The following is a 25,682-nucleotide window of genomic DNA, read 5'->3' on the forward strand; positions in this document are numbered from 1 at the left end:
TCATACGGCAGGCTCGGGCAGAACGCCGTTCCGGTCGGGCATCGGCATGGAGCTTTCCACGAAGCCTTCGAAGGCCGCCAGGAAGGGCGCGCGGAAGAGGTCCTGCTCTTGGAGCAGCTCGTGCCGCGCATGCGGGATCGACAGGACATGGCCGGAGCGCATGCGCCAGGCCAGACGCTCCGCCGCGGCGGAATCCACAACCCTGTCGGCTCCGGCGGTGACGATCAGCGTCGGAACGTGCAGCCCTGCGATGAAATCGGCATTCTCCAGCCGACGCATCGCCCGGAAGGTGGCGTTGAGCCAGGCCGCCGTCAGCGCGTTCACGCTGAGATGCGGCGCCGCTTCGACGATGGCGCGGTTGCGCTGAAACCGGGCCGGATCGCTGGTCAGCGGGTTCGTGGCGATGTTCCAGTCCGGGCCGAGCCGCTTGAGCCGGCGCAGGGACAAGCGGCCCATTCCGGTCCATCGCATGGCGGCCGCCATCGCTCCGATGACGCTTCCGCGTGCCGGCAGGCCGACCAGCGGGGCCGAGCAGACGATGCGCTCGATGCGGTTGGCAAGGCGCGGCATGAAGCGCAACGCGATCAATCCACCGAGCGAATGGGCAAGGATCACGTAGGGCCCCGGGCAATCGGGCAGCGCGACGTTGCGGAAGATGAGCTCGAAATCGGCGTAATAATGGTCGAGCCGGCTGACATGGCCCTTCTGAGGGTTCTTCAGAAGGCGGTCCGAGCCACCCTGTCCGCGCCAGTCGAAAGTCAGCACGGTGAAGGCGCGCGCGGTAAGGTCGCCCAGCGTCTCGTAATATTTCTCGATGCACTCGTTGCGGCCGGGCAGAAGCAGAACGGTGCCACGGGAGGGCCCTTTCGGACGCGCCACGGCATAGCGCAGGCGGCGGCCGTTCGGGGCGGCGACATACCCGCCGGAAAGGCGATCGGGTGCCGGGTTGCCGGGCGTATCGAAGAATGTCGGGCGATCGTCCATTATCTACCTATGCCGGAAAGGCAGGGTGGAGAACTACCCTGGATTTGGTTTCCGCATGGTTTCCAGAAAAAAAGGCCGGAAACGCTCTTCGAACGTTTCCGGCCTGAACGATCGCAGCGGAAGGGACGGGACGCCGCGATCGGTTTTCCATTTCGGACCCGACCCTGCATCTCCGCGCCTGAACGAAACGGGAAGGGCGCGTTCATCTACCGTTCATCGCAAAAAGCGGGCCGCGGACCCTTGAAAGCCGATTTTACAGCCACCACCTCGATCATGCGGTCGCCGAAATGGGGCCGCTGGCCGGAAGGGCCCGCCGTTTCAGGGGGTTCGCACTCCGTCCATCACGCAAGTTGCTCGATGATCAAGAGGACACTCACCATGCGTAACGTTGATTTTGCCCCGCTGTATCGTTCCACCGTCGGCTTCGACCGCCTGTTCAAGATGCTGGACACTGCCGGAGGGGTCGATAATTCCCAAAGCTACCCGCCCTACAATATCGAGCGAACGGGCGACAACGCCTACCGCATCACCATGGCCGTCGCGGGCTTCGAGGACAGCGAACTGTCCATCGAATCGCGCGAGAACGTGCTGACCGTCCAGGGCGAGCGCAGCGAGCCGGAAGGCGAAGCGAACCGGTTCCTCCATCGCGGCATTGCAGGACGTGCTTTCGAGCGTCGTTTCCAGCTTGCCGAGCATGTCGAGGTCAAGGGCGCTACGCTGAAGAACGGGCTCCTTCATATCGACCTCGTCCGCATCATCCCCGAGGCCATGAAGCCCCGTCGCATCGAAATCGCAATCGCGGACAACGCGAATGCGAAGTCGCTCGAAGCGAATGCCGCCTAAGGTCGACACCAGGCGATAGATAGGATGACGGCGGCCGATGGGCCGCCGTTTCAGTGTCGGCCGGAAGCGGTCAATGCCGCCCGAAGGCGTCACGGACCTCGCCTTCGGTGATGCGGGCCGATTGGCCGCCCTTCTGGTTCAGGTTCTACTCTACAAAATCGGAATCGCGGATAACGCGAATGCGAAGTCGCTCGAAGCGAATGCCGCCTAAGGTCGACACCAGGCGACAGATACGATGACGGCGGCCCCGTGGGCCGCCGTTTCAGTGTCGGCCGGAAGGGTCAATGCCGCCCGAAGGCGTCGTGGACCTTGCCTTAGGTGATGCGGGCCGATGGGTGGCCCTTCTGGTTCAGGTTCTGCTCTTTAAAATCGCAATCGCGGACAACGCGAATGCAAAGTCGCTTGAAGCGAATGCCGCCTAAGGTCGACACCAGGCGATAGATAGGATGACGGCGGCCCCATGGGCCGCCTTTCAGTGTCTGCCGGAAGGGGTCAATGCCGCCCGAAGGCGTCACGGACCTCGCCTTCGGTGATGCGGGCCAATGGGCCGCCCTTCTGGTTCAGGTTCTGCTCTTCGAAATCGCAATCGCGGACAACGCGAATGCGAAACCGCCCGAAGCCGATGCCGCCTGAGGTCGACACCAGGCGACAGATACGATGACGGCGGCCCCATGGGCCGCCGTTTCAGTGTCGGCCGGAAGGGGTCAGTGCCGCCCGAAGGCGTCACGGACCTCGCCTTCGGTGATGCGGGCCGATGGGTCGCCCTTCTGGTTCAGGTTCTGCTCTTCGGTTCCGTCACCCATCATTCCAGGGTGCGGGTCCGCCTTTGCCGCGGATTTGCGCGAAAGATTGCTGGCTTCCGTCCAGCCGGACATCCAGTCGGCCCGCAGGCTGGATCCAACCGGGAACTCGCAGGACGACATGGGCAGGTTGTGCGCGAAGGCCAGCTTACCCTGGGCAAATGCATCCTTGGACATTGTAGAACCTCCTGATGAGATGGTGTCCACCAGGAAAAACCATCAAGTCCGGGCGAGGTTCCGGAACATCAGCCGATCAGGCGGATCAAGTTTTCGACCTCCTCCAGGCTCGTGCTCCAGCTTGCGACCAGCCGTACCAGGACCTCGTCGTCGCCCACTGGCGTATCCCCGCCGACATGCCAGTCGTAGAAGAGGGCGCCTTCGGCGCGCGCGCGGTCGGCGGCGTCGCGTTTCAGAACCGCAAAGACCTCGTTGGCGGCTGTCGGCCAGGCGGAACGGGCGTTGTCGGCCGTCTCGATACCCCGGCGAAGGCCATCAGCCATGGCATTGGCATGGCTGGCCAGCGAGAGCCATAGATCGTCGGTAAGATAGGCGTCGAACTGGGCGGATACGAAGCGCGACTTCGAGAAAAGCTGTCCCGCGCGCTTGTGATTGAAGGCGAAGTCGGCGGCTTTGTCCGGATCGAAGAACACGATCGCCTCGGCGCACCAGCAGCCATTCTTCGTGCCGCCGAACGACATCACGTCCACGCCGGCCTTCCAGCTGGCCTCGGCCGGCGATATCCCCAAGGCAGCCACCGCGTTGGCAAAGCGCGCGCCATCCATATGGACGGCAAGGCCGTGGCCGTTGGAGGCAATCTCCCCGACCGTCGCAGGCGCATAGAGCGCCCCGGATTCGGCCGACTGGCTGATCGATACGGCAACCGGCCTGCCGCCGTGGACGAAAGCAGGGTCGAAGCCTTCCAGGGCTCGCTTCAGGGCCGCCGGCTCCATCATTCCGCCCGGTCCGGCAACGGGCGCAAGCCGGGAGCCGTGGGCGAAGAACTCGGGCGCACCGCACTCGTCCACCATGATATGGGCCTCGCCGTGGCACAGCACCACGCCGCCAGGACGATTGAACGCCGATAGCGCGAGCGAATTGGCTGCCGTGCCGGTGCCGACGTAAAAGACAGCCACCTCGCGCTCGAAGAGGGCGTCGAAGCGGCGCGCCACCTCCGTATCGAGCGGACTGCTGCCATAGGCGGCTGCCATGCCCTCCGCATGACGCGCGAGGGAGGCGGAGATTGCCGGATGAGCACCGGACCAGTTGTCGGAAGAGAATATCATGGGTGGTGATTACTCCGGTCAATCCAGCGCGTAAAGCGCATTCTAATCGATTTAATTGCATTTTTAGAATGTATCTTTAATTTTTGAACCGTTTGAAGTAAGACATTGTCAGTCGCAATCGAAACCTGTAATAAGAGCGATAGGTCAGTGGTGCTGTCGTATCTGGCGGCGCTCGGTCATGCAAGCTTGCGCGGCGCCCGGCCGGGCGAGGGGAGAGAACGCCATGAAGAGATTGACGTCCAGCTTGAGCGGCAAGGCGCGGGGAGAGGGCTACGGCCTGCCCGCCGCAACCGGTCTCTACGACCCGGCGAACGAGCATGACGCCTGCGGCGTCGGCTTCATCGCCAGCATGAAGAACCAGCGGTCGCACGATGTCGTTCAGAAGGGGCTGAAGATCCTCGAGAACCTCACCCATCGCGGGGCGGTGGGCGCCGACCCGCTGGTCGGAGACGGCGCGGGTATCCTTGTTCAGCTGCCGCACGAATTCTTCAAGGCGGAGATGGCGGCCCAGGGCGTCGACCTGCCCGAGCCGGGGCATTACGGCGTCGGCTTCGTGTTCATGCCGCAGGACGAGGCACGCCGGCTGCACTTCAAGGAAGTCTTCGAGAAGGCCGCCGCCGAAGAGGGCCAGCAGGTCATCGGCTGGCGCGAGGTGCCGGTGGACAATTCATGCCTGTCGAAGGCGGAGGAGATCGTCGCGACCGAGCCGGTGCACCGGCAGGTCTTCATCCGCCGCTCGCCCGGTTGTGCCAGCGACGCGGAGTTCGAGCGCAAGCTCTTCATCATCCGCAAGGTGGTGTCCAACCGCGTCTATGACGAGATGAACGCCGTCGACACCGACTTCTATGTCGTGTCGCTGTCCTCGCGCACCATCGTCTACAAGGGCATGTTCCTGGCCTACCAGGTGGGCGCCTATTACACCGACCTTCGCGACGAGCGCTTCACCAGCGCGCTCGCGCTCGTGCACCAGCGTTTTTCCACCAACACCTTCCCGTCGTGGCGGCTGGCGCATCCCTATCGCATGGTCGCCCACAATGGTGAGATCAACACGCTGCGCGGCAACGTCAACTGGATGGCGGCGCGCCAGGCGTCGGTGGATTCGGAACTGTTCGGAAACGACATCTCCAAGCTCTGGCCCATCTCCTACGAGGGGCAGTCCGACACCGCCTGTTTCGACAACGCGCTCGAATTCCTGACACAGGGCGGCTACTCGCTTGCCCATGCCATGATGATGCTCATTCCCGAGGCGTGGGCCGGCAACAAGCAGATGTCGCCGGAGCGCAAGGCCTTCTACGAGTATCACGCGGCGCTGATGGAGCCATGGGACGGGCCGGCCGCCGTCTGCTTCACCGATGGACGGCAGATCGGCGCGACGCTCGACCGCAACGGCCTGCGCCCCGCGCGCTACGTGGTCACGGACGACGATTACGTCATCCTGGCGTCCGAGGCCGGGACGCTGGAAGTTGCCGAAGAACGTATCGTCAAGAAGTGGCGGCTGCAGCCCGGACGCATGCTGCTGATCGACCTGGAGAAGGGTCGGATCGTGTCGGACGAGGACGTGAAGTCCGAGATCGCCACGGCCAACCCCTATCGCGACTGGTTGAAGCAGACGCAGCTTATCCTGGAGGACCAGAAGCCCGTTGCGCCCCGCGCGTCGCGCTCCGACGTGTCGCTGCTCGATCGCCAGCAGGTGTTCGGCTACACGCAGGAAGACACGCGCATCCTGATGGCGCCGATGGCGACCACCGGCCAGGAGGCCATCGGCTCGATGGGCACCGATACGCCGATCTCGGCGATGTCGGAAAAGTCGAAGCTGCTCTATACCTATTTCAAGCAGAACTTCGCGCAGGTCACCAACCCGCCGATCGACCCGATCCGCGAAGAGCTGGTGATGAGCCTGGTCTCCTTCATCGGGCCGCGCCCCAACATCTTCGATCTGGAAGGCACGTCGCGCCGCAAGCGGCTGGAGGTGCGCCAGCCGATCCTGACCAATGGCGACCTGGAGAAGATCCGCAACATCGGCCATACGGAAGACCGGTTCGACACCAAGACGCTCGACATGACCTACCCGTCCGACCAGGGCGCGGATGGCATGGCGGGTGCGCTTGAGCGCCTGTGCGAGCGCGCCGAGGCGGCCGTCGTGGGCGGCTACAACATCATTATCCTGTCCGACCGGCAGGTCGGCCCGGACCGCATCCCCATTCCGGCGCTGCTGGCCTGTGCCGCCGTGCACCACCACCTCATCCGCAAGGGCCTGCGCACCGCGGCCGGGCTGGTGATCGAATCCGGCGAGCCGCGCGAGGTACATCACTTCGCCTGCCTGGCCGGCTATGGCGCAGAGGCGATCAACCCGTATCTGGCCTTCGACTCGCTGCTCGGCATGCATGCGCGCGGCGATTTCCCGCCCGAGGTGGACCAGAAGGAAATCGTCAACCGCTTCATCAAGTCGGTCGGCAAGGGCATGTTGAAGGTGATGTCCAAGATGGGCATCTCCACCTACCAGTCCTACTGCGGCGCGCAGATTTTCGATGCCATCGGCCTGAAGACCGAGTTCGTGCATCGCTATTTCGCCGGCACGGCCACGACCATCGAGGGCGTCGGCCTGGAAGAGATCGCCCGTGAGACGGCGGTGCGCCACGCGCTGGCTTTTTCAGCCGATCCGGTTCTGGCGCGCTCGCTGGAGGTGGGCGGCGAATATGCCTACCGCACGCGGGGCGAAGCGCATATCTGGTCGCCGGAAGCGGTCGCCACGCTGCAGCATGCAGTGCGGCTGGAAAGCTGGGAAAAGTACAAGGAATATGCCGCGCTGGTGAACCAGAGCGCGGTCGCCAACTCCACCATCCGTGGCCTGTTCCGCATCCGCATGGCCGAAGAGGCGGGCGTCAACCCGGTGCCGCTGGACGAGGTCGAGCCAGCCCGGGACATCGTCAAGCGCTTTTCGACCGGGGCGATGAGCTTCGGCTCGATCTCGCGCGAGGCGCATTCGACGCTGGCCATCGCCATGAACCGTATCGGCGGCAAGTCCAACACCGGCGAGGGCGGCGAAGAGCCGGATCGCTATCAGCCGCTGCCCGATGGCAGCATGAACCCCGAGCGGTCCGCCATCAAGCAGATCGCCTCGGGCCGCTTCGGCGTGACGACCGACTATCTCGTCAATGCCGACATGCTGCAGATCAAGGTTGCGCAGGGCGCCAAGCCCGGCGAGGGCGGACAGCTTCCCGGCCACAAGGTGGACGCGACCATTGCCAAGACACGGCATTCCACGCCGGGCGTCGGCCTGATCTCGCCGCCGCCGCACCACGACATCTATTCGATCGAGGATCTGGCCCAGCTCATCTACGATCTCAAGAACGTCAATCCGGAAGCGGACATATCGGTCAAGCTGGTATCCGAAGTGGGTGTCGGCACGGTTGCGGCGGGCGTCGCCAAGGCGCGCGCCGACCACATCATCGTATCGGGCTACGACGGCGGCACGGGCGCTTCGCCGCTGACCTCCATCAAGCATGCCGGCTCCCCCTGGGAGATGGGCCTTGCCGAAACCCAGCAGACGCTGGTGCTGAACGGGCTGCGTTCGCGCATCGCGCTACAGGTGGATGGCGGGCTGCGGTCCGGCCGAGACGTCGTCATCGGTGCGTTGCTGGGCGCCGACGAGTTCGGCTTTTCCACTGGGCCGCTGATCGCCGCCGGCTGCATCATGATGCGCAAGTGCCATTTGAACACCTGTCCGGTCGGCGTCGCCACGCAGGATCCCGTGTTGCGCAAGCGCTTCAAGGGCCTTCCCGAGCACGTCATCAACTTCTTCTTCTACGTGGCCGAGGAAGTGCGCGAGATCATGGCCGCAATGGGCGTGCGCACCGTTTCGGAGCTGATCGGACAATCCGACCGGCTCGACAAGAAGCCGATGATCGATCACTGGAAGGCAAAGGGCCTCGACTTCTCCAAGGTCTTCTTCAAGCCCGATGCGCCGCGTGAAGACCTGTTGTGGACGCGCCGGCAGGAGCATCCGATCGCCGATATCCTCGACCGCAAGCTGATTGCCGAGGCCGAGCCCGCTTTGTCGCGGCGTCAGCCGGTGGTGGTGGAAACGCCCATCACCAACGTCGACCGTTCGGCCGGGGCGATGCTGTCCGGCGCGGTTGCCAGGAAGTACGGCCTCAAGGGCCTGCCCGACGACACGATCAGGGTGTTGATGACGGGCACGGCCGGACAGAGCTTCGGTGCCTTCCTGATGCGCGGCGTCACCTTCGAGCTGGTCGGCGACGGCAACGACTATGTCGGCAAAGGGCTCTCCGGCGGGCGCATCATCGTGAAGCCGCGCGCCAACACCCGTATCGTACCCGAAGAGTCCATCATCATCGGCAACACCGTCCTCTACGGGGCGATCTCCGGTGAATGCTACTTCCGCGGCGTTGCCGGCGAGCGTTTCGCCGTTCGCAACTCCGGCGCCATCGCGGTGGTGGAAGGTGTCGGCGACCATGGCTGCGAGTACATGACCGGCGGCGTCGTCGTCATCCTCGGCCAGACCGGGCGCAACTTCGCGGCCGGCATGTCCGGCGGCGTCGCCTATGTCTACGACGAGGTCGGCGATTTCGCCGAGCGCTGCAACATGGCGATGGTGGACCTGGAGCCCGTGCCCGAAGAGGACGACCTGCTCGAAAAGCTGCACCATCATGGCGGCGACCTGCAGCACAAGGGGCGGGTCAACGTGTCGTCCGACATGACGGGCCACGACGACGAGCGGCTGTACCAGTTGATCTCCAATCATTTCCACTACACCGGCTCGTCGCGGGCCAGGGAGATGATGGCCAACTGGGAAAGCCACCGGCCGAAATTCGTGAAGGTCATGCCTGTCGAATACCGCCGCGCGCTGCAGGAAATGGAGCGCATGCGCATGGCCGTCGCGGCAGAATAACCCGGCGTTGTGGAACTGATTGAGACTGGACGGAGCAGGGCATGGGCAAGGTTACGGGTTTTCTGGAAATCGACCGGCAAACGGCGAAGTATCAGCCGGCGTCGGACCGCATCCGGCATTTCCGCGAGTTTACGCTGCCCATGTCCGACGAGGAGGTGGGCAAGCAGGCGGCGCGCTGCATGGATTGCGGCATACCGTTCTGCCATGGGCCGACCGGCTGCCCGATCCACAACCAGATCCCCGACTGGAACGATCTCGTCTATTCGGGCGACTGGGAAACGGCGATCCGCAACCTGCACTCCACCAACAATTTTCCGGAGTTCACCGGGCGCATCTGCCCGGCTCCCTGCGAGGAGGCCTGTACGCTCAACCTCGAGGACATGCCCGTCGCCATCAAGACGGTGGAGCAGGCCCTTGCCGACAAGGCCTACAAGCTGGGGCTGATCCAGCCTCAGCCGGCCCTGACGCAAAGCGGAAAGCGCGTTGCGATCATCGGGTCCGGGCCGGCCGGGCTGGCGGCTGCGCAACAGCTTGGCCGCGCGGGCCACGCCGTGGACGTCTACGAGCGCGAGTCCCGCCCGGGCGGCCTGCTGCGCTACGGCATCCCCGATTTCAAGATGGAGAAGCACTGGATCGACCGGCGTGTCGAGCAGATGAGCGGCGAGGGCGTCACCTTCCATTGCGGCGTCTGGATCGGCAGGGACAAGCCGCTGGAAGAGCTTCTGGCCACCTATGACGCGGTCCTGTACTGCGGCGGCGCCGAGCGCCCGCGCGAGGCCGGCATACCCTCCAACGGGCTCAACGGCATCTACGACGCCATGCCCTATCTGGTGCAGCAGAACCGCCGCGTCGGCGGCGAAAACATCGCGAGCAACTTGTGGGACGCGCCCGAAATCTGGGCCGCCGGCAAGCATGTCGTGGTGGTTGGCGGCGGCGACACCGCCTCCGATTGCGTCGGCACGGCCTTCCGGCAGGGCGCGGTCAAGGTGACGCAGCTGGATATCCGGCCCATGCCGCCGCAAAAGGAAGACAAGCTGGCGACCTGGCCCTACTGGGCCACCAAGATGCGCGTTTCGTCCAGCCAGGCCGAAGGTGCGGTGCGCGAGTTCCAGATTGCGACGCTGGACTTCGTTGGCGAGGATGGCCAGCTGACGGGCGTCCGCTGCGCACAGGTGGACGAGAAGCGGCGTCCGGTCGAGGGCACGGAATTCGTCATCCGCGCCGACCTCGCCTTTATCGCCATCGGCTTCGCCGGGCCCGATCCGGAGGGGCTGCTGGCCGAGATGGGAGAGCGGCTCGAAACCGTGGTGGATCGTCGGGGCAACGTATCTGTGAAAGCCAACGATACCGACTACGCTACGTCCGTCGAGAAGCTCTATACGGCGGGCGACGTCCGGCGTGGACAATCTCTGGTCGTGTGGGCCATCCGCGAGGGGCGGCAGGCCGCACGCGCGATCGATCTTGCACTGACGGGCATGACCACCCTGCCGCGCTGACCCGGAAAGGGGGGGCGGTGGCCACCCCGCTGCCCGTTACGGGAGGATCGTCATCCGGTCGACGTCGAAGTCCACCTCCTTGTAGCGGTGGGTGTCGACCTCACCTTCCAGCCTTACGCGCGTCGTCTCGGACACGGGCTGGCGCGGGAAGTCGTCATCGTCGATCTCGACGCGAATTTCCCCCGTGTCGTCGCTGAACAGATACTCTTCATCCGCGACCTTGCGCAGAATGCGCCCTTCCAGGGTTGCCTTCATCTCGTCCTTCGGGTCGGCCTTGATGTCCTGGACCGTGGTCGGGGGATATTGGCGGCTCTGCGCCTGCGCGACATCGGATGGGCCGGTAAACTGCGCCATTGCGCCCGTCGTCAGCAACAGTGCAATCGCGGCGGGCGTAAGAGTCTGTCGTAGCATCATCGGTTCCCTGCGGGTGGATCGTCCAAGCCAAATGCGTGCCGACGAACCCCGGTTCCGCTACCAAGCCAGACCGACGGCCGCGCGGACGGTTGGTCGAAATCTAACCACCGTCGCGCGGCCAGGCGAAGCTGTCGGCACGACCGGCTCCCGGCTCGGAAGTGACGCCCGAGCGCACCAGCCTCTCACGCGGGGAAGGCGTCTCGCTGGGGCCCGGTCGCTGGGCCGGTGCAGCCAGCAAATCGTCGGCGCCATCGAAGGCCGGGTCGCCGAAGGATACGGGCGCAACGCGCGTGGCGTTGGCCGGGTCGACCGTCGGCGCCGCTTCGAGAAGGCCCGGCGTATCGCCGGCTGCGGGTGCCAGCGCCGGGTCGGTCAGGCCGAGAATGCGCTGAACGGGCTTTTCCACGAAGAAGGCGAGCTTCGCCGCGCCGGCGGGCGTCATGGTGATGCCGTCGGAATTGCGCAGCCGGCGTTGCTGCCCCTCGACGTCCGGCCCGGACGAGATGTACGAGCCGGCGGCATCGGTGAAGCCGCCCCAGACATCGACGAACTCGCCGCCGGCCGCGGTCGCGGCCTTCTGGTAGATGCCGTTCAGGTAGACCATGTCCTCGGCCATCCTGTCGGACTGATAGGGCGGCTGGCCGATCCAGACGAGTGGGATGCCCGCCCCGGCGACCTGCTCGGCCAGCGCTCCGGCCCGTTTTTCGTATTCGGCGGTCCACTCCTGCGTGCGGACGGGGATGGAGCCCTGCGGCCCTCTGATCGCCTGCCTGTCGTTGCCGCCCAGCATGAGGACGACGAGCTGGGGCTTTTCGCCCTCGATCAACCGGGGAAGTTGCTCGTTCCAGTTGTAGAAGTCGTCACGCACCAGCCCGGAGGAGCCGTTGGCCTTGCCGATCACCAGGGCGTTCGGATCGTCGGCGAAGGCATCGGCAAGGCCGCGCGCCAGCGAGGCGGCCATGAAATCCCCGACGACGAGGATGCGACGGGCATCCTCGGCCTTGGCAACCGCGACCGGCGCCGGCGCAACCGGGCGGCTCGCCTGGCTGCGCGACGGCTGGGCCGGCCGCCGCTGGCGCGTCTGCTTGCGCGGGGCCTTCTGGCGGCGGATGGTCCTTGGAGGCTCTGCCTGCCGCGGCGCGCCAAACAGCATTTCCAGTATGTTGCGGGGGCGTTGCTCCTGTGCGGCCACCGGCGCGGGCAGCGCCACGCCGGTTATGAGGACGGCGGCGGCGAGCGCCAGGGACAGCCCGGTCTTCAGCCCGGCCGGCTTGGCGCGCCGCATGCCTCAGTGCCTCCGCAACAGGTCCAGCAGCGCGCGTGACGCGTTGCCGTCTTCCGCCACGCCACGCTGGCGCTGATAGGCGCTGATGGCCCCCCGCGATCCGGAGCCGATCTTGCCGTCGATCACACCATCGTAGAAGCCGTGCTGCGACAGGCGCTGCTGCAGTTCGTAACGCTCGGCGACGCTGAGCGGCGTATAGCCACGCGGCCAGCTCCGGGCAAACTCGCCGCCGCCGGCGATGCGATCCGCCAGATGGCCGACCGCCAGGGCGTACCGGTCGGCGTTGTTGTAGCGCTTGATGACGAAGAAATTGCGCGTCATCAGGAAGATCGGGCCGTTGGGGCCGCCCGGCATGAGAAGGTTGGCATTGTCGGAGGGCGCGGCGAAGGGCTGCCCGTTGACGCGGCGGAAGCCGAGTTGCTGCCATTGGGCCAGCGTCTTGTTGGCGCGCTCCAGACCGGCAAGGTTCGTGCCGCGCGGGGCCGCCACCTCGTATCCCCAGGTGCGCCCGGTGCGCCAGCCGTTCTTGGACAGAAGGTTGGCCGCCGTGCCGAGCGCATCGGGCACGGATGTCCAGATGTTGGGGTGCCCGTCGCCGTCCATGTCGACGGCATAGGCCAGGTAGCTGGTCGGGATGAACTGGGTATGCCCCATCGCCCCGGCCCACGAGCCGGTGAGCCCCTTCGGGGATACATGGCCCGCCTGCACGATCTTCAACGCGCCGATCAGCTGCTGGCGCGCGAAGCCGGCCCGCCGCTCGTCCAGATAGGCAAGGGTAGCCAGCGCCTGCGGCACGTGCTTCAGCGAGCCGGGCTTTTCCAGCGCCTTGCCGTAGCTGGATTCCATCGACCAGATGGCAAGGACGATGTAGCGGCTGACACCGAAACGCTGCTCGATCACGTCGAGAAGGCGCTTGTGCTGCTGCGCCAGGCGACGGCCGTCGGCGACGGTCTCCTCGTTGACGCGATTGTCCATGTAGTCCCACGCATTGTCGCGGAACTCGGGCTGGAAGCGGGCCGAGCGGATCACGTCGTGGTCGGGCTCGGTCACGCCGGCGAACACCGCGCGATAGGTCTGCCGGCTGATGCCGTTGGAGGTGGCCGTCTTCTCGAAGTTGGCGATCCAGCGTTGAAAGCCGGCATCCGCATAAGCCGGCATGCCGGTGCCGGCCAGAAGGGTCATGGACAAGAGCGCGGTCTTGATGAAGCCTCTTCTCGATGGTGCGATTCCCAGCATAGGTCTCCTCCGGTCGGGATCAGATCGTCAGCGAGGCTCCAGGGTAGGACGAGGTCGTAAAGGTTTCCTTTACCACAGATGAATTCAGTCGCACATTCTCTGACCGTAAGTAACTTTTCTGTGGGGCTTATGCGGCAAAATCGCGACGCCCGGCCAGGGTGCTCCCTCCGACTGTTGAAAAAGCGTGGTCATCCGGCTCTAAGCTTACGCTCCGGAGATCGAAACAGGGAGGAATGTCGATGACCGGACATGACGCGGAAGCGCCCGTTCTCGCCTTTGTCGAGGGTCGGGCCGGCGTTATCAGGCTCAATCGCCCGGCCGCCTTGAACGCGCTCAACATCGAGATGGTCGATGCCGCGCTGCGGGCGCTCGCCACCTTCCAGACCGACATGGAGGTGGAGCTGGTCCTGCTCGAGGGTGCCGGCGGGCGCGCATTCTGCGCGGGCGGCGACATCCGGTTCGTGGCGGCCAGCGCGCGCGCCGGCGACGGGCAGGCGGAGGAATTCTGGCGGCGTGAATATGCGTTGGTGCTGGCCCTGGCGCGATCGGCAAAGCCGGTCGTGGCGCTGATGGACGCCATCGTCATGGGCGGTGGCGCAGGGCTTGGCATCCATGTCCGGCATCGCATCGTCACCGATGCGACGCGCTTCGCCATGCCCGAAGTCGGCATCGGCTTCGTGCCGGACGTCGGCTCGACCTTCCTTCTGGCACGCTCGCCGGGGGAAACGGGACGTTACATAGCCCTGACGGGCGATACATTCGGCGCGGCGGACACGATCCATGCCGGGCTTGCCGATGTCCATGTGCCGGCCGAAAGCCTGCCCGCTTTGCGGCGGGCGCTCGTCCACGGCGAGGGCGGCCTCGACGAGACCATCCAGCAATTCGCCACCCGGCCGGAGCCGGGCCTGTTCGCCGAGGAGGAGGCCGCGATCGCGCGCATGTTCGGTCACGACGCCGTTGCGGACATCGTCGAGGCGCTCGGCAATCGCAGCACGGAATTCGCGCGGCGGACCCTGGATACCCTGAACAGGCGCTCGCCGCGCAGCCTGCTGGCGACGATGGACCTGTTGCGCCGTGCAAAGCGCGCGACGGATCTTCCGGAATGCCTGGTCAACGAATTCCATGCCGCGTGCCGCTGCCTGGCCGCCGCCGACTATCATGAGGGCGTCAGGGCGGCCGTCATCGACAAGGACCGGAACCCGAAATGGGCTTCCGAGGGGCTGGACGGTGCGCTGGAAGCCGATGGCCTCGACCCCGTACCCGGCGTCGCGGACCCGGACTTCGCACCCGGCCTCGGTCCGGTCGAACTGCCGGCAGCCCTGCGCGCGGCGCATTGAAAGCAGACGGAAAGAACGAGATGGCAACCATCAGGACTGAGACACAGGGCCGCGTGGCCATTATCCGCCTCGACCGGCCCGAAGCCTTGAACGCGTTGAACCGCGCCGCCGCCGAGGAGATCGCCGCCGCCGCCGAAGGCTTCGACCGCGACCCCGAGGTCGGCTGCATCGTCGTGACCGGAGCCGACAAGGCTTTTGCCGCAGGGGCCGACATCAAGGAAATGCAGGCAGCCGATTTCCGCGACATGATCCGCGAAAACTGGTTTGCCACCTGGGACCGTTTCACCGCCATACGCATCCCCACCATAGCGGCCGTAAACGGCTATGCGCTGGGCGGTGGCTGCGAACTGGCCATGATGTGCGACATCATCCTCGCCGGCGACAAGGCCCGCTTCGGCCAGCCGGAGATCCGCCTGGGGGTGATGCCCGGCATGGGCGGCACGCAGCGGCTGACCCGGCTTGTCGGCCGCTGCAAGGCGATGGAGCTGTGCCTGACCGGACGCATGATGGACGCCGCCGAGGCAGAACGCATCGGGCTGGTGGCCCGCGTCTTCCCTGCAGCGGACCTGGAGGCCGAGGCCGTTGCGATGGCCACCGAAATCGCCGAGCGGTCGCGCCTGGTAGCCATGATGCTGAAAGAGACCGTGCACCGCGCCGACGAGGTGTCGCTTTCGGAAGGGCTGCGTTTCGAACGCCGCCTGTTCCACGCGATGTTCGCGCTGGAGGACCAGAAAGAGGGCATGGCCGCCTATATCGAGAAACGCGCCCCCCAGTTCCGGCGCGATTGATCGGTTGCATTGAACAGTCTGTTGAGACGATGAACAATGTTAGGGTCCGGTCGCCGGGTCCATATGCCATCCAACAAGGACAGCGCGGTTTCGGCCGCCAGCAACGGAGGCAAACCCATGCAACTGACCGGAATTCATCATCTGACCGCCGTGACGGCGGATGCCAGCGGCAACCATGATTTCTACACGCGGGTCCTTGGCCTGCGCCTGGTGAAGAAGACGGTCAACCAGGACGATGTCAGCGCCTATCACCTTTTCTACGCCGATGGCGAGGCGAACCCCGGCACCGACATCACCTTCTTCGACTGGCCGGTCGAGCGGGAGCGGCGCGGTACCCACTCCATCAACCGCACCGGCCTGCGCGTCGCGGGGCGGAAGGCGCTGGAATACTGGGTCGCCCGTCTTGCGCAAGAGGGCATCGCCAATGGCGGCATCGTCCTGCGCGACGGCCGGTCGACGATCGACTTCGAAGACCCTGAGGGCCAGAGGCTGTCTCTTGTCGACGATGGCGGAGCGGGCCCGTCCACGCCATGGGATGCGTCCACCGTGCCGGCCGAGTTCCAGATCCGCGGCCTCGGGCCGATCACCATGAGCGTACCGGATGCAAGCCGGACGGAGCTGGTGGTCAAGGAGGTTCTCGGCATGCGCAAGGCGCGCGAATACGAGGGCATCGACGGCGCGCAGACGCTGGTCTTCGAGATGGGCGACGGCGGTCCCGCAGCGGAGCTGCACGTCGCCGTGGAGCCGAACCTGCCCGCGGCGCGGCCGGGGGCCGGCAGCGTGCATCACGTCGCCTTCCGCATTCCGGACGGGGATTATGATGCATGGACGCAGCGTCTGGCGCATCTGCGCCTGCCGCAAAGCGGGCCGGTGGACAGGTTCTACTTCAAGAGCCTCTACTTCCGCGAGCCGAACGGAATCCTGTTCGAGATCGCAACGGACGGGCCGGGCTTTGCGACAGACGAGCCGTTGGAAACCCTGGGGCAAAGCCTGTCCCTGCCGCCCTTCCTGGAGGGCCGGCGGGCCGAGATCGAAGCCGGCCTGAAGCCGCTTTGAACCCTTGAGACATTGAAAGCGCACGCCCGCCGCCGGACACGGCGGCGGGCCCTTTTCCGTCAGTCGAAGCGGATGGGCACTGTCAGGGATACAGGGTTGCCGCCCGGAGGCGCCGGATAGGGGCTGGCACGGCGCACAAGCTGCAACGCGGCCTGGTCGAGCACCGGGTTGCCCGCTGAGCGGGAAACACGCGCGCCCGTCAACCGGCCGCCGCCATCCATGCTGAACGCGATGGATACGGTGCCGCGGCCGCCGCCCGGCGGTGTCCGCTTGAAGCGGTTCAACCGTGCCTGGACCTGGGATTGCCACCGTGCCGGCGACACCGATGACGCGCGAGAGCCTTGGCTGGCCTCGCGGTTGCGCTGGCCCTGCGAGGCAGCCGACGCCTCCGACGCGGCCGGCCGCCGCTGCGGCTGCTGACGTTGCGGCTGCTCGCGCCGCGTTTCCCGGCGTGTTTCCTGGCGCGGACGCTCCCGTTGTGCCTGCCGCACCGGAGGGGGCGGCGTTGGGCGTGCCGTCGGCCGGGGCGCGTTCAGGATCGCGTCCGACTGGGTTTCCATCTCCGGCAATTCCGGCGGAACGACTTCCGGTTCCTCGACCGGCTCCGGCTCGGGTTCGGGCTCAGGCTCAGGCTCAGGCTCGGGTTCCGGCTCTGGTTCGGGTTCGGGTTCCGGCTCTGGTTCCGGTTCGGGTTGAGGTTCCGGTTCGGGCTGCGGCTCTTCCACCGGCTCGGGGGGTGTCGGTTCCGGAGGCTCGGGCAGGGGCTCGGCTTCGTTCGGCTGTTCCTCGACGTCCCCTTCGACGGCTGCCGATGCCTGCGAGGCCGCCGGCGGTGCGAGATCGATCAGCACGGCCGCTTCCGGAGCACCGGGCGGCGTGGCCGCTTCGGGCGGCCGGACCAGGCCGTACCAAGCGGCCGAGGAATGGAGCGCAAGCACGACGGCGCCGGCGGCACCCCAGCGCAGCGCCGACAGACGCCCATGGCTTTCGAGTGAGCGTGCGTGGAGGCCTTTGCGGGTCATTGCGGGGCGGGCTCTCCAGCGCCGGCCGCGGCGTTGGTATCTTCCAGCCCGACAAGCGCGATTTTCAGGTATCCCGCCGCGCGCAGCGCGTTCATGACTTCCATGAGGTCGCCATAGGCCACGGCCCCGTCCGCGCGCAGGAAGATGCGCTGCTCGCGGTTTCCTTCCGTACGCGCGTCGAGCCGGGCCTGCAGATCGGTTCTCTCCAGTTCCGACTCGCCCAGAATGAGCCGCAGATCGTCCTGCACGGTCAGGTAGACCGGCTCATCCGGCCTGTCCGCCGGACGGGCGTTGGATACCGGCAGGTCGACGGGAACGTCGACCGTGGACAGAGGTGCGGCCACCATGAAGATGATCAGCAGCACCAGCATCACGTCGATGAAGGGCGTCACGTTGATCTCGGCCATCTCGCCGATGTCGTCGCCGCCGGATTCCTTCAGGTTCACGCCCATGGAGCTTACTCCGCCGCCGCGTGGAACCGGTTGGGCGTCCCGGCGGCGTCGCGCCGGTCCAGCCCCCGCGACAGATGCTGCATGACCGCGGCGGACCCGTCGGCCAGGAGCGCGCGGTAGCCTGCGGTGGAGCGCGCGAAGCTGTTATAGATGATGACGGCCGGGATCGCCGCCACAAGGCCGATGGCCGTGGCCAGAAGCGCCTCGGCGATACCAGGGGCGACGACCGCAAGGTTGGTCGTGTTGGCCTGGCTGATGCCGATGAACGAGTTCATGATGCCCCAGACGGTGCCGAACAGCCCGACGAACGGGGCCGTTGCACCGATCGTGGCAAGTACACCCGTGCCCTTCGTCATCGAGCGGCCGGCGCGGGCCTCGATCCGGGAGACGGCGATGGCCACGCGTTCCTTGACGCCGTCGGCAGGCAGGCCGCCGGAGCGGGCAAGCTCGTCCTGCGCCGTCTGCAGGATGGCGGCAACCGGGCCGCGCCGCAGCGCGCCCGAGCGGCCGGCCTCCAGGCTGGAAAGCTCGGGCGCGGCCTCGATCTGGCGCACGCTGCGTGTTGCCTTGCGCATGGCCAGACGAAGCTCCAACGCCTTGGCCAGCCAGATGGTCCAGGTCACGAGAGAGGCGAAGGCCAGGCCGATCATCACGCCCTTCACCACCCAGTCGGCCGCCATGAACATGCCCCAGGGCGACAGATCGTGCGGCAGCGCGGGGTTCTGCTCTGCCACCGGCTCCAGCGGCGTCGCAGTAGTAGCGGTGGCCGGGGCCGGGGAAACCGTCGTTGCAGGTGCGGCGGACGACGGCGTCTGCTGTACGGGCTGCGCCTGCTGTACTGGCTGCGCCTGCTGTACTGGCTGCGCCTGCTGTACGGGCTGTACGGGCTGCGCAGGCTGCGTGGGCTGTACGGGCTGCGCGGGCGCGGTCTCGACGGATGCCGGAGCCTGCGGCGCAGCCGGCGGCGTCGGAGTACCGTCCTGCTGGGCGAATGCCGTGCCTGCGGCCAGGGTGAGGGACAGGGCAAGAGCGCCTGCGCGGATTCGTTCGATCATGATCCCGCATCCTTCGATGGGTCTGGAGTGGTCGGGCCGCAAGAGCCCCGGTAACCTCGTTGCCGGTGTTATGAAATCATGAATGGAAAAGTCAACTAATCCTCACGTTCAAATAGCGCTTAATGGCCATCTAACCGCCAGAACCCCACCGTTTTTTTATCGATTTGTTCCAGGTCTACATGGCGACGGACCGTGCCGCCGCTCTAGTTGTCCCTCTCGGAGAGGCAGAGGCAGCACGAGGGACACGCCCGCATGGAGACGACGATTTCGGTACCGTTCTGCGGCACACCGCCTGTTCCGGCAGAACTCCTGACGCGTTGGGCGCTGGACCCGGCCCTCCTGGCCGGCCTCGCCGCGTTGCCCGTCCTGTTCCTGTGGCTGCGGCGGTACAGCGGACGTCCCGGGTCCGTGCCTTTGTTCACTGCCGGCTGGGTGGTGCTGGTTGTGGCTTTCGTATCGCCGCTCTGCGCGCTCAGCGCAGCTCTTTTCTCGGCGCGGGTGGCCCATCACGTCCTGCTGGTGGCCGTCGCCGCGCCGCTGTTCGCGCTGGCCAACCCGCTGCGCGGCCGCATGCGCCTGTCCCATCCCGGCTTCTGGCTGCTCTTCCATGCGCTTCTTCTGTGGTTCTGGCATGCGCCGATGCCTTACGCCGCTGCCCTGGCCGATGACGGCCTCTACTGGCTCATGCAACTCAGCCTGATCGCCAGCGCGTTCCTGTTCTGGGCCGCCGTGCTGGAGCCGCGCAATGCCGGCCTCGAAGCCGGCCTCATGATGCTGGCCGCGATGATGCAGATGGGGCTTCTCGGCGCCCTCATCACCTTTGCGCCGCGCCCCCTGTATGCCGCGCATTTCCTGCCGCCGGAGGCTTTCGGCATGACGGCGCTGGCCGATCAGCAACTGGCGGGGCTCATCATGTGGGCCCCGGGCGCCTTGCCCTACCTGCTGGCGGCGTTGATCATCGTCGCACGGGCACTCGGCCGCGACGAAGCGGATGCCCGCCCGTGACGGTCGTCTGGCTCAAGGTCGCGCATATCATCGCCCTGTCGATCTGGTGTTCGGGGCTGATGGCCGCGCCCTTCATGCTGGCGCGGCGCGAGATCGGCGCGACAGGGGAGCCTTTGTTCCGCGTTCAGAAGGTGACGCGCTTCGTCTTCGTGTCCATCGTCTCGCCGGCCGCCTTCATCGCCATCGGCACCGGCACGGCCCTCATCTTCGCCATGGAGACGTTCACCGCGTGGTTCGCCATCAAGCTGGTGCTGGTGGGCCTGCTGGCCAAGCTGCACATCCGCGTCGGCAGCGCCGTCATCGAGGTCTTCAAGGAGGGCAATCACATGCCGGCCTGGAAGATGATCGCCATCGTGGCCATCGGTGTCCTGATCGTGACGGGCATCCTGACGGTCGTGCTGTGGAAACCCTCGCTGGCCGCCCTGTCGCTGCCGGAATGGCTGATGCGGCCGGGCGGCCTGGCCGAGCTGCTGGGCCTCGATCAGTGGTCGTCGGAAATGAGGATGCCGACGCCATGATCGAAGATCAGCTTGCCTCCGTACCATCCGGCAACGCCCGTGACGGCCGCGCCGACCACCGACAGGAACAGGCCCAGCGGCAGGACCGCATCCGGGTTGACGAGACGCAGGCCCCAATTGGTGCCGGCGATGGAAATCAGCGTCATGGCCGCAACGGCGTGCGACCAGCTTGCCGCGCGGATGCGGATGCCCTTCACCAGGATCAGTTCCGCCGTCCCGACGATGCCGGCGCCGACGCCCGTCAGGAAGGCGGCTCCGGCCGCCCATGTGCCGGCCCGCAGGAAGAACGGATCGGCGAAGAACCAGTAGAGCAGATCGAGGACCAGCGTGCCGATCACCAGGGCAATGGGGAAATGAACGCTCATCGCATGCAAAGGGTGGCCCGCCACCGCGATGGCGGATTGCAGATCGTGCTTCTTGACATCCGCAATGACCGGGTTTTCGGCTCTGGCTTCGTCGGACATATGCGGGCTCCTTCGTCTGATGGCCTGAACATAGGCCGCGCCATGCGCTTGGGGAGCCTTGCCGCACCGATGATGCTGGCCGGATGCGCCGGACCTTTGTCGACGCTCGATCCCGCCGGCCCGGCAGCCGGTACCATCGCAACCATCTGGTGGGTCATGCTGGCCGGGGCGACGGTGTTGATGGCGCTGGTGCTCGGTCTTTTCGCCTATGCGTTCCGGGGCACGGGCGCCGCCTGGGCGCGGGCCGGTCACACGCGTTTCATTTTGTGGGGCGGCCTCGTAATGCCGATGACGGTGCTGACGGCGCTGATGATCTACGCGCTGATCGCCGGCGAGCGCCTTCTGGCGCATCCCGCGCCGGACGTCTGGCGCGTCGAGGCACGGGGCGAGCGCTGGCAGTGGCGCTTCAGCTATCCCGACCGACCGGACCTTGCCGAGACGATCGACCTTGCAAGCATCCCGGCCGGGCGGCCGGTGGATGTCGAAATCGTATCGGAAGACGTCATCCACAGCTTCTGGGTGCCGCGGCTGGCGGGCAAGCTCGACGCGATCCCGGGCCACCGCAACATATTGCGCATCGAGGCGGACAGGCCGGGCCGTTTCAGCGGCGTCTGCGCCGAATATTGCGGGGTCGGACACGCCGGAATGACATTCACCATCGAGGCCCTGGCGCCCGAAGATTTCGCCGCCTTCGCGGGGGAGGCCGCCCGATGAGCGCCGAACGGGAAGACATCGTGCGGGCCGCGGCGCAGGCGCCGGTTGCCGGCAGCCCCATCCAGCTTCACAAGGCGCTGCATGCCATCTGGCGGACGCAGCATGGCTGGGGCCGCCTGGCTGCCGTCAACCACACCATCATCGGCCGACGCTTCATGGTGGCGGCGTTTATCTTCTTCGGTATCGGCGGCGTCCTGTCGATGATCATCCGCGCGCAGCTTGCTACGCCCGGAAGCGCATTCGTCGGGCCGGAGATCTACGGGCAGATCTTCACCATGCACGGCACGGTGATGATGTTCCTGTTCGCCATACCGATGTTCGAGGGCTTCGCCATCTACATGCTGCCCAAGATCCTCGGTGCGCGGGATCTCGCCTTTCCGCGCCTCGGCGCCTATGGCTTCTGGTGCTACGTGTTCGGCGGCTCCATCCTGATCGTGGCGATGCTGGCGGGCGTTGCCCCCGATACGGGCTGGTTCATGTATACGCCGCTGTCGTCCGGCGTCTACTCGCCCGGCATCAACGCCGATGTCTGGCTGCTTGGCATCACCTTCGTCGAGATTTCGGCCGTCGCCGCCGCGGTGGAAATCACCGTCAGCATCCTCACCATGCGTGCACCGGGCATGTCGCTGGTGAAGATGCCGCTGCTCGGCTGGTATCTGCTCGTCACCGCCGGCATGATGCTGGTCGGCTTTCCGCCGCTGATCCTCGGCTCGATCATGCTGGAAGTGGAGCGCGCCTTCGACATTCCGTTCTTCGACCCGACGCGTGGCGGCGACTCCCTCCTGTGGCAGCATCTGTTCTGGCTGTTTGGCCATCCGGAGGTCTACATAATCTTCCTGCCGGCAGCCGGCGCGATATCGACCATGCTGCCGGCGCTCGCCCGCCGGCCGATGGTGGGCTATAGCTGGATCGTCGTCGCCGTGGTGGCCGTGGGCTTCCTGTCGTTCGGCCTCTGGGTCCACCACATGTTCACCGTGGGTATCCCGCATCTGGCGCTGGCCTTCTTTTCGGCGGCGAGCGCGCTGGTGGCGGTGCCGACGGCGGTGCAGATATTCGCCTGGCTTGCGACGCTATTGTCGGGCAGGCCGCAATTCTCCCTTCCGATGCTGCATCTGTCCGGCTTCTTCTTCGTGTTCGTCTGCGGCGGCCTCACGGGCGTCATGGTGGCGGTGGTGCCCTTCGACTGGCAGGTGCACGACAGCCATTTCGTGGTAGCGCACCTGCACTACGTTCTGGTGGGCGGGTTCGTGTTCCCCATGCTCGCCGCGGTATATTACTGGCTGCCGCACGTAACCGGACGCACCACATCCTTCGGACTCGGCAAGGCGGCGTTCTGGCTGATCTTCATCGGATTCAACCTGACCTTCTTCCTGATGCACCTGACGGGCCTGCGGGGCATGCCCCGGCGCGTCGACACCTATCCGGACTCGGTCGGCTGGACGCTCTTGAACTTCCTGTCCTCGGTCGGCGGCTTCATCATGACGATGGGCTTTGCGCTGTTTCTGGTGGATGTCGTGACGCAGGTCGGCTTCGGCAGACGCACGCGGCGCAATCCATGGGGCGCGACCACGCTGGAATGGGCAACGCCGGTGCCGCCGCCTACCTATGCCTTCGCATCGCTTCCGCATGTGGACAGCCGGGATCCGCTGACACCGCAACTGGGGCCGGAACTGGCACGCGGCGAGGGATATCTCGGTTTCGCCCGCAACGGCTGGCAGGAAACGCTGGGCATCCACCCCGTGACCGGGGCGATCAAGAGCGTCATCATCCTGCCGCGACCCACATTCCTGCCGCTGTGGAGCGCGCTGGTCACGTCGACCATCTTCCTGTCCCTGCTGTTCGGCTTCTACTGGGTCACCCCTCTGGCCTTCGCCGCAACCATTGCCGTCCTGTTGCTCTGGACGCGCGGGCAGGGTGCCCGCGTGGATTACGGCCCGCTGCCCATCGGACGCGGAGAAACAGCGCCGACGGCCGGCGAAACCGCCGACCCGCCCAGCGTCTGGGCGATGGGCGCGACGCTGATCGCAAATCTGTCGCTGTTTTCCTCGCTCGCCTTCGGCGCTCTTTTCCTGTGGCTGGTCGCGCCCGGTTGGCCGCCACCGCAACTGATGCACAGCGGGTTCGGGCTCGTCGCTTTCGTCATCGTGTCGGCCGGCGCGGCCATGGTGGCAGTGCGCATGGCCGCAGCGGCAAACCGGGCGAAGCGCGATACGCGTCAGCTATGGCTGGCCGTCGGCTTCGGAAGCAATCTTGCGATGATCGCCATCCTGGTGGCGCTGATCCGCTATCATCTGCCCGATCCGTTCGTGCATGCCTATGCGGCCACCAATCTGGCACTGGTCTGCTATGGGCTGATGCAGGCTTTCGTCGGGGCGCTGCTCTGCGCCGTCGCCTTCTTCCGGGCGCGCTCGGGCCTGGTGTCTGCATCACGCGCGGCGCCGATCACCATCGCCAGGCTGTGGCAGGATTTCACCCTGTTGATCGCGATCCTGTCGAGCGTGCTGATCGCCGTCATCCCGATGCTGGTGGAAAGGGTGCCGCTGCCATGACCGGGCCGGAACGCAATTCCCGCGCTGTCTTCTGGATGCTGACCGGCGGTTTCGCCTGGTGGGCGGTGGTCTTCGTGGCGCTCTATGCGCTGTTGTCCGTCGGCTGCGCCTATGGCTGGGACATGAGGCCCTTTGCGGGCACCTCGCTGCAACGGGCGGTTCTGGTTGGCACCTGGCTGGCGTCGCTGGTGCCACTGGCGGCAATGCTGCTTTTGCAATATCGCCTCTGGGCGGCCCGGACCGCATCGACCCTCCTGATGGTCGGTGCGGTCCTGACGGCGCTGGCGCTTGCCACCACCGTCTGGAATTTCGGCATGGTCACATTTCTGTCGACCTGCCGCTGACTACGAGCCAAGCTTGGCCTTGACGGCTTCCAGCGCCGGCTCGCCGGAGAAGGTCGTCACGCCTTCCAGCCACGGGCCGAGCGTATCGGGATGGGCGGCCAGCCATTCGCGTGCCGCCTGCTCGGGCTCCTTGTTGTCGTCCAGGATGGAGCCCATGATCTCGTTTTCGAGCGGCAGCGTGAACTCCAGGTTCTTGAGGAACTGGCCAAGGTTCGGGCAGGCTTCCACAAGGCCCTTGCGGGTGTTGGTATCCACGGTCGCGCCACCGAAATTGGGGCCGAAGACGTCGTCGCCGCCCTCCAGATAGGCGAGCTCGAAATTCGAGTTCATCGGGTGCGGCTCCCAGCCAAGGAAGACGATCGGCTGTTCGCCCCGCGTCTGGCGCGATACCTGCGACAGCATGCCCTGCTCGGAGGATTCCACAAGCTCGAAGCCCGAAAGCCCGAACGTGTCCTTCTCGATCATTTCGAGGATCAGCCGGTTGCCGTCGTTTCCAGGCTCGATGCCGTAAATGCGATTATTGAGCTGTTCGCGGAACTTGGCGATATCGGCGAAACTCTTGAGGCCGGCGTCGTACAGATAGCGCGGTACGGCCAGCGTATATTTCGCGCCTTCGAGGTTGGTGCGCAGCACCTCGATCTCGCCCTTGTCGCGATAGGGGCCGATATCGGCTTCCATGGTGGGCATCCAGTTGCCCAGGAACACATCGATATTGCCGTTGGCGAGCGACGTGAAAGTGACGGGCAGGGCCAGGATGCTCGTCTGCGGCTGGTAGCCAAGCCCCTCCAGCACGACCGAGGCGGTGGCCGTCGTGGCGGTGATGTCGGTCCAGCCGACATCGGCCAGGCGCACCGTTCGGCAGGACTCCGGCTCGGCAGCCAGCGCCGCCGCCGGAAGGGCGGCGAGGGCCAGGGCGGCCAGAAGGGCAGGGGTGCGACGACGCGTTCCGAAATCCATTGTATCTCCTTCAGATCACTTGGTATGACGACGTGTCGACCCTTATGTCCGATCCGCCGGCAGGGTGCATTCATTGTTGCGGCAAGTCTGTCACGATCTTGCCATCTGTCAACCTCCTGAACGGCCGTTCAGGGGACTCAGCGGGCCAAAGGCAGCGAAATGACGGAC

23 protein-coding genes and 1 pseudogene are annotated in these 25,682 nt (G+C 65.9%); 13 read left to right on the forward strand and 11 right to left on the reverse strand.

Features of this window, described 5'->3' with window-relative positions; genetic code table 11:
• On the reverse strand, positions 1-984 hold the full coding sequence (locus IGS74_RS09105; protein ID WP_192391140.1) for an alpha/beta hydrolase: 984 nt from the start codon (positions 982-984) through the stop codon (positions 1-3).
• Positions 985-1,362: 378 nt separating this feature from the next.
• Between IGS74_RS09105 and IGS74_RS09110 the strand changes: the two genes are divergently transcribed.
• The 3 genes from IGS74_RS09110 to IGS74_RS09120 all read left to right on the forward strand — a co-directional run bounded on the left by IGS74_RS09110 (position 1,363) and on the right by IGS74_RS09120 (position 2,460).
• Positions 1,363-1,827, forward strand: a complete 465-nt coding sequence (locus tag IGS74_RS09110) for an Hsp20 family protein (protein WP_039190952.1) — start codon at positions 1,363-1,365, stop codon at positions 1,825-1,827.
• Between the two features lie 37 nt (positions 1,828-1,864).
• Positions 1,865-2,038 (forward strand): hypothetical protein, encoded by a 174-nt coding sequence (locus IGS74_RS09115; protein ID WP_192391141.1) that lies wholly within the window; start codon positions 1,865-1,867, stop codon positions 2,036-2,038.
• Positions 2,039-2,322: 284 nt separating this feature from the next.
• Positions 2,323-2,460 (forward strand): hypothetical protein, encoded by a 138-nt coding sequence (locus tag IGS74_RS09120; protein ID WP_192391142.1) that lies wholly within the window; start codon positions 2,323-2,325, stop codon positions 2,458-2,460.
• Positions 2,461-2,531: 71 nt separating this feature from the next.
• On the opposite strand, the gene IGS74_RS09125 is transcribed toward IGS74_RS09120, so the two are convergent.
• Both IGS74_RS09125 and IGS74_RS09130 read right to left on the reverse strand, forming a co-directional pair.
• Positions 2,532-2,804: an Rmf/CrpP family protein gene (locus IGS74_RS09125; RefSeq protein WP_039189545.1), complete on the reverse strand. Its 273-nt coding sequence runs from the start codon at positions 2,802-2,804 to the stop codon at positions 2,532-2,534.
• A 68-nt stretch (positions 2,805-2,872) separates the two neighbouring features.
• A complete protein-coding gene (locus IGS74_RS09130) occupies positions 2,873-3,910 on the reverse strand; it encodes a low specificity L-threonine aldolase (protein ID WP_192391143.1) in 1,038 nt (345 codons plus the stop codon).
• Positions 3,911-4,184: 274 nt separating this feature from the next.
• On the opposite strand from IGS74_RS09130, the pseudogene gltB reads away from it, so the two are divergent.
• Together gltB and IGS74_RS09140 are read left to right on the forward strand one after the other, a co-directional pair.
• Positions 4,185-8,822, forward strand: a pseudogene (gltB, locus tag IGS74_RS09135) (glutamate synthase large subunit); the annotation flags it as partial.
• Positions 8,823-8,863: 41 nt separating this feature from the next.
• Positions 8,864-10,318, forward strand: a complete 1,455-nt coding sequence (locus IGS74_RS09140; RefSeq protein ID WP_192391145.1) for a glutamate synthase subunit beta — start codon at positions 8,864-8,866, stop codon at positions 10,316-10,318.
• A 36-nt stretch (positions 10,319-10,354) separates the two neighbouring features.
• Here the strand turns inward: IGS74_RS09140 and IGS74_RS09145 are convergent, their stop codons facing one another.
• From IGS74_RS09145 to IGS74_RS09155, 3 genes are all read right to left on the reverse strand, one after another.
• Positions 10,355-10,729, reverse strand: a complete 375-nt coding sequence (locus IGS74_RS09145; protein WP_039190954.1) for a NirD/YgiW/YdeI family stress tolerance protein — start codon at positions 10,727-10,729, stop codon at positions 10,355-10,357.
• Positions 10,730-10,832: 103 nt separating this feature from the next.
• Positions 10,833-12,017 carry an SGNH family hydrolase gene (locus IGS74_RS09150; RefSeq protein ID WP_192391146.1) on the reverse strand — a complete coding sequence of 395 codons (1,185 nt, stop codon included), beginning with the start codon at positions 12,015-12,017 and terminating at the stop codon, positions 10,833-10,835.
• Between the two features lie 3 nt (positions 12,018-12,020).
• A complete protein-coding gene (locus tag IGS74_RS09155; protein WP_192391147.1) occupies positions 12,021-13,253 on the reverse strand; it encodes a lytic murein transglycosylase in 1,233 nt (410 codons plus the stop codon).
• Between the two features lie 239 nt (positions 13,254-13,492).
• Here IGS74_RS09155 and IGS74_RS09160 point away from each other — a divergent pair, with 239 nt between their 5' ends.
• The 3 genes from IGS74_RS09160 (at position 13,493) to IGS74_RS09170 (ending at position 16,434) form a co-directional block, all read left to right on the forward strand.
• A complete protein-coding gene (locus IGS74_RS09160) occupies positions 13,493-14,590 on the forward strand; it encodes an enoyl-CoA hydratase/isomerase family protein (protein ID WP_192391148.1) in 1,098 nt (365 codons plus the stop codon).
• A 20-nt stretch (positions 14,591-14,610) separates the two neighbouring features.
• On the forward strand, positions 14,611-15,378 hold the full coding sequence (locus IGS74_RS09165; protein WP_192391149.1) for an enoyl-CoA hydratase-related protein: 768 nt from the start codon (positions 14,611-14,613) through the stop codon (positions 15,376-15,378).
• A 117-nt stretch (positions 15,379-15,495) separates the two neighbouring features.
• A complete protein-coding gene (locus IGS74_RS09170; protein WP_192391150.1) occupies positions 15,496-16,434 on the forward strand; it encodes a ring-cleaving dioxygenase in 939 nt (312 codons plus the stop codon).
• Positions 16,435-16,493: 59 nt separating this feature from the next.
• Here IGS74_RS09170 and IGS74_RS09175 read toward each other — a convergent pair whose 3' ends face one another.
• Genes IGS74_RS09175 through exbB form a run of 3 tightly spaced genes read right to left on the reverse strand, consistent with a single transcriptional unit; the run spans position 16,494 to position 18,963 of the window.
• Positions 16,494-17,456 carry an energy transducer TonB gene (locus tag IGS74_RS09175; protein ID WP_052194607.1) on the reverse strand — a complete coding sequence of 321 codons (963 nt, stop codon included), beginning with the start codon at positions 17,454-17,456 and terminating at the stop codon, positions 16,494-16,496.
• Positions 17,453-17,908: a TonB system transport protein ExbD gene (exbD, locus tag IGS74_RS09180; protein ID WP_192391151.1), complete on the reverse strand. Its 456-nt coding sequence runs from the start codon at positions 17,906-17,908 to the stop codon at positions 17,453-17,455. Before exbD ends, IGS74_RS09175 begins: the two co-directional genes overlap by 4 nt.
• A gap of 5 nt (positions 17,909-17,913) precedes the next feature.
• Entirely contained in the window at positions 17,914-18,963 is a 1,050-nt protein-coding gene (exbB, locus tag IGS74_RS09185) for a tonB-system energizer ExbB (protein ID WP_192391152.1), read from the reverse strand.
• A 252-nt stretch (positions 18,964-19,215) separates the two neighbouring features.
• Between exbB and IGS74_RS09190 the strand changes: the two genes are divergently transcribed.
• Together IGS74_RS09190 and IGS74_RS09195 are read left to right on the forward strand one after the other, a co-directional pair.
• Positions 19,216-19,968: a cytochrome c oxidase assembly protein gene (locus IGS74_RS09190; protein WP_039189567.1), complete on the forward strand. Its 753-nt coding sequence runs from the start codon at positions 19,216-19,218 to the stop codon at positions 19,966-19,968.
• Positions 19,965-20,486: a hypothetical protein gene (locus tag IGS74_RS09195; RefSeq protein WP_192391153.1), complete on the forward strand. Its 522-nt coding sequence runs from the start codon at positions 19,965-19,967 to the stop codon at positions 20,484-20,486. The genes IGS74_RS09190 and IGS74_RS09195 overlap by 4 nt, the downstream gene beginning before the upstream one ends.
• Here the strand turns inward: IGS74_RS09195 and IGS74_RS09200 are convergent.
• Entirely contained in the window at positions 20,450-20,950 is a 501-nt protein-coding gene (locus tag IGS74_RS09200; RefSeq protein WP_039189572.1) for a DUF2231 domain-containing protein, read from the reverse strand. The two genes, IGS74_RS09195 and IGS74_RS09200, sit on opposite strands and share 37 nt — an antisense overlap.
• Positions 20,951-20,992: 42 nt before the next feature.
• On the opposite strand from IGS74_RS09200, the gene coxB reads away from it, so the two are divergent.
• From coxB to IGS74_RS09215, 3 genes are read left to right on the forward strand one after another with little or no spacing between them, the layout of a single operon-like run.
• Positions 20,993-21,664, forward strand: a complete 672-nt coding sequence (coxB, locus tag IGS74_RS09205) for a cytochrome c oxidase subunit II (RefSeq protein ID WP_192391154.1) — start codon at positions 20,993-20,995, stop codon at positions 21,662-21,664.
• Positions 21,661-24,213: a cytochrome c oxidase subunit I gene (ctaD, locus tag IGS74_RS09210; protein WP_192391155.1), complete on the forward strand. Its 2,553-nt coding sequence runs from the start codon at positions 21,661-21,663 to the stop codon at positions 24,211-24,213. Before coxB ends, ctaD begins: the two co-directional genes overlap by 4 nt.
• On the forward strand, positions 24,210-24,557 hold the full coding sequence (locus tag IGS74_RS09215; protein ID WP_192391156.1) for a hypothetical protein: 348 nt from the start codon (positions 24,210-24,212) through the stop codon (positions 24,555-24,557). Before ctaD ends, IGS74_RS09215 begins: the two co-directional genes overlap by 4 nt.
• Here the strand turns inward: IGS74_RS09215 and IGS74_RS09220 are convergent, their stop codons facing one another.
• Positions 24,558-25,514 carry a choline ABC transporter substrate-binding protein gene (locus IGS74_RS09220; RefSeq protein WP_192391157.1) on the reverse strand — a complete coding sequence of 319 codons (957 nt, stop codon included), beginning with the start codon at positions 25,512-25,514 and terminating at the stop codon, positions 24,558-24,560. It abuts the gene before it with no gap.
• Positions 25,515-25,682 lie beyond the last annotated feature (168 nt).

The sequence above is a fragment of the Aureimonas sp. OT7 genome, from assembly GCF_014844055.1.
In the GTDB taxonomy this organism is placed as follows: Bacteria; Pseudomonadota; Alphaproteobacteria; order Rhizobiales; family Rhizobiaceae; genus Aureimonas; species Aureimonas altamirensis_A.

What these genes read in the sequence shown, in the direction of transcription:
- IGS74_RS09105 (WP_192391140.1), bottom strand. Translation starts at nt 984, where the DNA reads ATGGACGATCGCCCGACATTCTTCGATACGCCCGGCAACCCGGCACCC.
- IGS74_RS09110 (WP_039190952.1), top strand. Translation starts at nt 1,363, where the DNA reads ATGCGTAACGTTGATTTTGCCCCGCTGTATCGTTCCACCGTCGGCTTC.
- IGS74_RS09115 (WP_192391141.1), top strand. Translation starts at nt 1,865, where the DNA reads ATGGGCCGCCGTTTCAGTGTCGGCCGGAAGCGGTCAATGCCGCCCGAA.
- IGS74_RS09120 (WP_192391142.1), top strand. Translation starts at nt 2,323, where the DNA reads ATGCCGCCCGAAGGCGTCACGGACCTCGCCTTCGGTGATGCGGGCCAA.
- IGS74_RS09125 (WP_039189545.1), bottom strand. Translation starts at nt 2,804, where the DNA reads ATGTCCAAGGATGCATTTGCCCAGGGTAAGCTGGCCTTCGCGCACAAC.
- IGS74_RS09130 (WP_192391143.1), bottom strand. Translation starts at nt 3,910, where the DNA reads ATGATATTCTCTTCCGACAACTGGTCCGGTGCTCATCCGGCAATCTCC.
- IGS74_RS09140 (WP_192391145.1), top strand. Translation starts at nt 8,864, where the DNA reads ATGGGCAAGGTTACGGGTTTTCTGGAAATCGACCGGCAAACGGCGAAG.
- IGS74_RS09145 (WP_039190954.1), bottom strand. Translation starts at nt 10,729, where the DNA reads ATGCTACGACAGACTCTTACGCCCGCCGCGATTGCACTGTTGCTGACG.
- IGS74_RS09150 (WP_192391146.1), bottom strand. Translation starts at nt 12,017, where the DNA reads ATGCGGCGCGCCAAGCCGGCCGGGCTGAAGACCGGGCTGTCCCTGGCG.
- IGS74_RS09155 (WP_192391147.1), bottom strand. Translation starts at nt 13,253, where the DNA reads ATGCTGGGAATCGCACCATCGAGAAGAGGCTTCATCAAGACCGCGCTC.
- IGS74_RS09160 (WP_192391148.1), top strand. Translation starts at nt 13,493, where the DNA reads ATGACCGGACATGACGCGGAAGCGCCCGTTCTCGCCTTTGTCGAGGGT.
- IGS74_RS09165 (WP_192391149.1), top strand. Translation starts at nt 14,611, where the DNA reads ATGGCAACCATCAGGACTGAGACACAGGGCCGCGTGGCCATTATCCGC.
- IGS74_RS09170 (WP_192391150.1), top strand. Translation starts at nt 15,496, where the DNA reads ATGCAACTGACCGGAATTCATCATCTGACCGCCGTGACGGCGGATGCC.
- IGS74_RS09175 (WP_052194607.1), bottom strand. Translation starts at nt 17,456, where the DNA reads ATGACCCGCAAAGGCCTCCACGCACGCTCACTCGAAAGCCATGGGCGT.
- exbD (WP_192391151.1), bottom strand. Translation starts at nt 17,908, where the DNA reads ATGGGCGTGAACCTGAAGGAATCCGGCGGCGACGACATCGGCGAGATG.
- exbB (WP_192391152.1), bottom strand. Translation starts at nt 18,963, where the DNA reads ATGATCGAACGAATCCGCGCAGGCGCTCTTGCCCTGTCCCTCACCCTG.
- IGS74_RS09190 (WP_039189567.1), top strand. Translation starts at nt 19,216, where the DNA reads ATGGAGACGACGATTTCGGTACCGTTCTGCGGCACACCGCCTGTTCCG.
- IGS74_RS09200 (WP_039189572.1), bottom strand. Translation starts at nt 20,950, where the DNA reads ATGTCCGACGAAGCCAGAGCCGAAAACCCGGTCATTGCGGATGTCAAG.
- coxB (WP_192391154.1), top strand. Translation starts at nt 20,993, where the DNA reads ATGCGCTTGGGGAGCCTTGCCGCACCGATGATGCTGGCCGGATGCGCC.
- ctaD (WP_192391155.1), top strand. Translation starts at nt 21,661, where the DNA reads ATGAGCGCCGAACGGGAAGACATCGTGCGGGCCGCGGCGCAGGCGCCG.
- IGS74_RS09215 (WP_192391156.1), top strand. Translation starts at nt 24,210, where the DNA reads ATGACCGGGCCGGAACGCAATTCCCGCGCTGTCTTCTGGATGCTGACC.
- IGS74_RS09220 (WP_192391157.1), bottom strand. Translation starts at nt 25,514, where the DNA reads ATGGATTTCGGAACGCGTCGTCGCACCCCTGCCCTTCTGGCCGCCCTG.